This is a genomic window from Thioclava indica, from assembly GCF_000714545.1.
GTDB classification, from domain to species: Bacteria; Pseudomonadota; Alphaproteobacteria; order Rhodobacterales; family Rhodobacteraceae; genus Thioclava; species Thioclava indica.
The window spans coordinates 1-4,665 of record NZ_AUNB01000074.1; the positions used below are offsets into that span (position 1 = coordinate 1).

Below are 4,665 nucleotides of genomic sequence, written 5' to 3' on the forward strand. Positions count from 1 at the left end.
TCTCGTCTCAACTTTTCGCGTTGATCCCGCAAGGTCAGCGATTGACGACGTCACTTCTCTTCGCCACAGGTAAAGCAATCTTTCTATTCTTTCTCCAAGAATGTAAAAATAATTTATCATACCTACACTCCCTCTCCTGCGGGATCGTCGCCGCGACCTTTCCTTGACCCAAGCAGCCGCGGCTAGCGCGGCGGGGATCAGCATCCCGACGTTGCGCAACCTCGAACAGGGCAAGGGTAGCATCGGGTCGCTGTCGCGCGCCCTGCCCTGCTTGCAGCTCCGGTGGTCTTGGTTTCACGACATCAATGCCGGGCCGGACCTTGCGCGACGTCGGCGGATGCGCGGGCTCAGCCAGCGCGCGCTGGCGGAAAAGGTCGGCTGCTCACGGCCAACGATCATCGCGCTCGAGCGCGACCTGACCGGCAGGGTTGAGACGTTGCTGCGGGTTCTTTTGGCCCTCGGGATCCGTCAGGCCCTGCGTCCTGAGCCAGCAGCTAGGAGGCCCGGGCTGGTCCCGGCAACGAACGACGCCGCCCGCGACTTGGTGATGACGCAGCCAGATCTGGCGGCCTGGATCATCACACATTTCGCAGACCGGATGTCCGGGCATGTGCTCGACCCGGCACGGGGCGCGGGCGCGTTTTACGACCAGTTTCCCGATCATGTTGAACGCTCTTGGTGCGAATTGGCGCTGGATCGGGATTTCCTCGCGTGCAGTGATCCGGTCGACTGGATCATGACGAATCCGCCCTGGTCGAAGATCCGCAGCTTCACCCGCCATGCGATGACAATCTCCGAGCATATCGTCTGGCTGGTGCCGATCGTGAACATTACGACCAAGGCGCGGCTGCGGGATTTGGCCGAGCACGGATACGGCATCGCGGAATTGGTGCTTCTCGATACCCCGCGCGACTGGCCGCAGAGCGGGTTCCAGCTCGTCGCGGCGCATCTGCGGCGTGGCTACACCGGCGACTGGCGCGTGTCGCGGCTTGAGATTTGACGCAACCCCACGGCAGATCTGACATGCTGGAAAGGAATGTGCAGGAGAGACGACCAGTTCATCCTGACGCACCGCAATCGCGGCCCCGGCATCCTTCGGGGTCACGTCCGACGCGATCTGCGCGCTCAAGGCGCCTGCTGATCGGCCAAACGGTTCGAGCGCCGAGCCACACGACATCGGCGTTGCGGATATCTTCGCTCATGTGTGATCGCGTTTAAAGCGATCAGCCTTTTTGTCGCCGCGCCCTGGCGTGGCGCTTGTGCAAGGCTGGCATCGCCAGCCGCGCAGTTGGATCGATAATATATATGCACCGCATGTTATCGAGCCGAGGGAGCGCCTCCCCGGCGTTAGGGGCAGACAGGTAGCTTCAGCTACCTACAGTCTGTCACTGTGCCTGGCTTTGCGCGGGCCCATTTGTGAAATAAAATTTCGCAACCTTATCAATACGCTAGGTTATCCACATTCCCACATCAAGACATTCATTTTTCCGCTACGGATTTTCATGAACCGATTCTAAATGGATTGCCATGTCACGCAAGGAACCCGCGCCATGGCCTATCAATTCGTTCATATCCAGACCTACAGTCTGAAGTCGACCAAGGTGGCCGGCACGAACGATCACTTCAACGACCTCAATCAGGTATTCGGTGAAGCTCTGCGCGAGCCACGCTACTGTGATCATGTGCCCTCGCCACGCACCCCCGCCGAGATAAAGTGGCCCGGCGCGATCCCTCTGACCGATCTGCGCGCCCACCATGACGCAAGGCGCGCCGCGATCCGGGAGACCGTGCAGCAGAGAAACGGCGGCCACTATAAACGCGGTCTCAAATCGGATGCCCCAACGCTTTACACCGAAATCCATTCGCATCCGATGACATCCGAAGAATATCGCGCATGTTCCAAAGACGACAGCGCGGAAGTGAATAAATGGATGCGCTTGGTAGTGCAGGATTTCGTATCCCGGATGCCACCGGGCATCGAGTTTTCCGCCGTGCTACATCTCGATGAGAAATACGTCCATATCCACATTCTCGCGCTCAACATGGCGGATCCGAAACTAAGCGCAAACAAGCTTCATGTCGGAAAATGCGCGGCCGCACAGTGGAGAGAGGAGCACGGGCCAGCACAGACAATCACCTCCCTGCCCCGCCCGAAACTCAAGCCCCGGCCCTCCAAACCCAAGCGCCCTAAACCCTCAAAGAACCGCATGACACAGGCCAAACGCGAAGCGGCATATGTTGAGGCGCTCGCTGTATGGGAGGAGATCTGCGCCGAGATCGAGCAGCGCAATGCTGAAGCGCTCGACGCCTGGAAGCGCGAGAACGATAAGCATCTGCACCTCGAACGTAAGACACAATCACGGAAACACTCAGACAAAGCGGCCTACGAGGCCGCGATGACGTCCTTTCAGGACAGATATTATGAGGCCGTTGGAAAACCCTGTGGCCTGCTGCGGCATGGCCCCAGAAAGGAACGGCTCTCGACTGTGCAATATGGCTTGCGCAAGACGCAGGCAAAGCACATCGCGAAGGTTGAAGCCGCACAGCGGGACTTGGTTCTTTCAAATCGCAAAAAGTCTCAGGCGTTAGAGGAAAAGGAACAGGCACACAGCCAGAAGGCAAAGCAGATTGGAATGGAGCAAGAAGCGCTTGAGGCGCGCCGGGAGGCCGCAGCACGTCAGGAGGCCGCCCTAACGCAACGCGAAAGCGCGGTGTCTGAACGCGAGAACGAGATGGACAGCGCCCTTGAGACGATCACCGACCTCGTTGCACAGGCAGAGAGCGGCGATCTGCTCGACAGCGATCGTTGGGAGAATTTCGAGCGCGCGCCAAAATTCCTCCAGAAAATTATCAAAACGGCACCGATGTCACGCACCCCGGTTCAGCGCCTCGTCATCAATCTTGCGGGCATGTTAAAGCGCGCGGCCGCTGCTATGAATGGTGGCGCCAAAGATGAGCCGGATGATGCGGAAAATAGCCCGGGAATGTGAGGTGGCGCCCCTGAATTGCGGCGAAACAGGTGGTTGTGCAGGCAATTGGCGGGCGCATCGCAGCATGACTACAGCGTGCGCAGGATCGGGCGCATCGTCAGTGGGGGAACTCTCCTGAATTTTGTGCGCTGACGGGGTAACTGCTCGAAGAGGAAACCCACGTATGCGCATCGGTAAAGATATCCTGAAGCGATTGATGGAAGGCCGCGCGGCTGGTGATTTGTTTGGCAAGGACGGCATTCTGTGCGAGCTGACAAAGGCGCTGGCGGAACGCGCGTCAAGCACGCAGATGGATATCCAACTCGACGAAGAGCGCATCGTGCAGTCGCCTGAGGGCCGCAACCAGCCCTCCCAACCGACGAAACGGCAGCGGCCAGAAGACCGTGACCACCGACAGCGACACTACCGTTCTGAACATCCCCCGCGACCGGAACGCCACCTTCGATCCGATGCTGATCGCCAAGTATCAGCGCCGCTTTCCCGCGTTCGATTGCAAGATCATCAGCATGTATGCCCGGGGCATGACGACCCGCGAGAGTGAGCCATTGGCGCGCCATTGGTCCGAGCGACAATGGCGAACGGGCCTATCGAGGAAATCTATGGCGTCGAGGCATCGCCCAGCCTGATTTCCGCGATCACCGACGCGGTCATGGAGGCGGTCACCGCCTAGCAGAACCGCCCTCTGGACCCCTGCTATCCGATCGTCTTCATGAACGCGATCGGGGTCAATATCCGCAGCGACGGGCCGGTCTCGAACAAGGCGGTCTTCGTGGCCCTCGCGGTTCTGCCCGACGGCACACGCCACGTTCCGGGCCTGTGGTTGCAGGCCAATGAGGGCGCGAAGTTCTGGGCCAAGGTCCTGAACGATCTGCGCAACCGGGGCGTCCGGGCCATCCTGATCGCCGTCGTGCCCTCTTGTCTTATGAATTGAGCAGTTCCTGTGTGAAGCTGGAATAGCTGCCCGGCACGGCAGTCGCTTGCGGGGCCGGGCAGCGGCGGAGGTCGGACCGTTCCCCTCTTGGTCGTCGTGGACCGCGCATGAGTATGGTCACCTCCGTCTTTTCTACTGACCTGTACGGATACTTGGGCTGTGGGCCCGCATGACAAGACAAGGTGAGGAAAAGACGCATGGAAGATACCATTGGGATCGATATTTCGAAAGATAAATTGGATGCGTATTGGCTTGCCAAGGAGGAGCACAAGCAGTTCGGCAACGACAAAAAGGGAGTTAAGGCACTCGCATTATGGGCGGCTAAAGCAGGGGTTTCGCGCGTCATTTTTGAATCGACCGGCATCTATCATCGATGTGTGGAAACAGGCCTGGCGCAGTATGCGATCAGTTTTGCACGTGTGAATCCACGCCAGGCACGGCGCTTTTGCGAAGGTGCCGGCCAACTGGCAAAAACAGACCGGGTAGACGCAGAAATGCTGGCTCGAATGGGGTCGCTATTACAGTTGAAGGCAGATCAACCAAAGAGCGAAACGCTGCATGATCTCAAGCAGTTGGCAACTGCGCGGCAAGCTCTGATCAAGGATCGCACTGCGGCCAAAGCACGCCTTGCGGCCACAACTCACCGCTTGCTGTCCCAGCAGATCAAACGCCGATTGGGTCAGATCGATCGCGACCTATCTCAGGTTGCCGATTTGGTCGACACGATCATTGCCGCAGATCAGG

At 58.9% G+C, this 4,665-nt stretch carries 4 protein-coding genes and 1 pseudogene; all 5 read left to right on the forward strand.

What is annotated here, in order from left to right; translation table 11 throughout:
- The first annotated feature begins 163 nt into the window (after window positions 1-163).
- On the forward strand, window positions 164-1,000 hold the full coding sequence (locus tag DT23_RS19900; protein WP_051697388.1) for a helix-turn-helix transcriptional regulator: 837 nt from the start codon (window positions 164-166) through the stop codon (window positions 998-1,000).
- A gap of 550 nt (window positions 1,001-1,550) precedes the next feature.
- On the forward strand, window positions 1,551-2,990 hold the full coding sequence (locus DT23_RS16775; protein WP_156023994.1) for a Mob protein: 1,440 nt from the start codon (window positions 1,551-1,553) through the stop codon (window positions 2,988-2,990).
- A gap of 383 nt (window positions 2,991-3,373) precedes the next feature.
- Window positions 3,374-3,472, forward strand: a pseudogene (locus DT23_RS20405) (transposase); the annotation flags it as partial.
- A gap of 200 nt (window positions 3,473-3,672) precedes the next feature.
- Window positions 3,673-3,921 carry a transposase gene (locus tag DT23_RS20410; RefSeq protein ID WP_276202229.1) on the forward strand — a complete coding sequence of 83 codons (249 nt, stop codon included), beginning with the start codon at window positions 3,673-3,675 and terminating at the stop codon, window positions 3,919-3,921.
- A gap of 197 nt (window positions 3,922-4,118) precedes the next feature.
- Window positions 4,119-4,665 (forward strand): IS110 family transposase (locus tag DT23_RS16785; protein ID WP_038133160.1); only part of this gene is annotated, 547 nt, incomplete at its 3' end.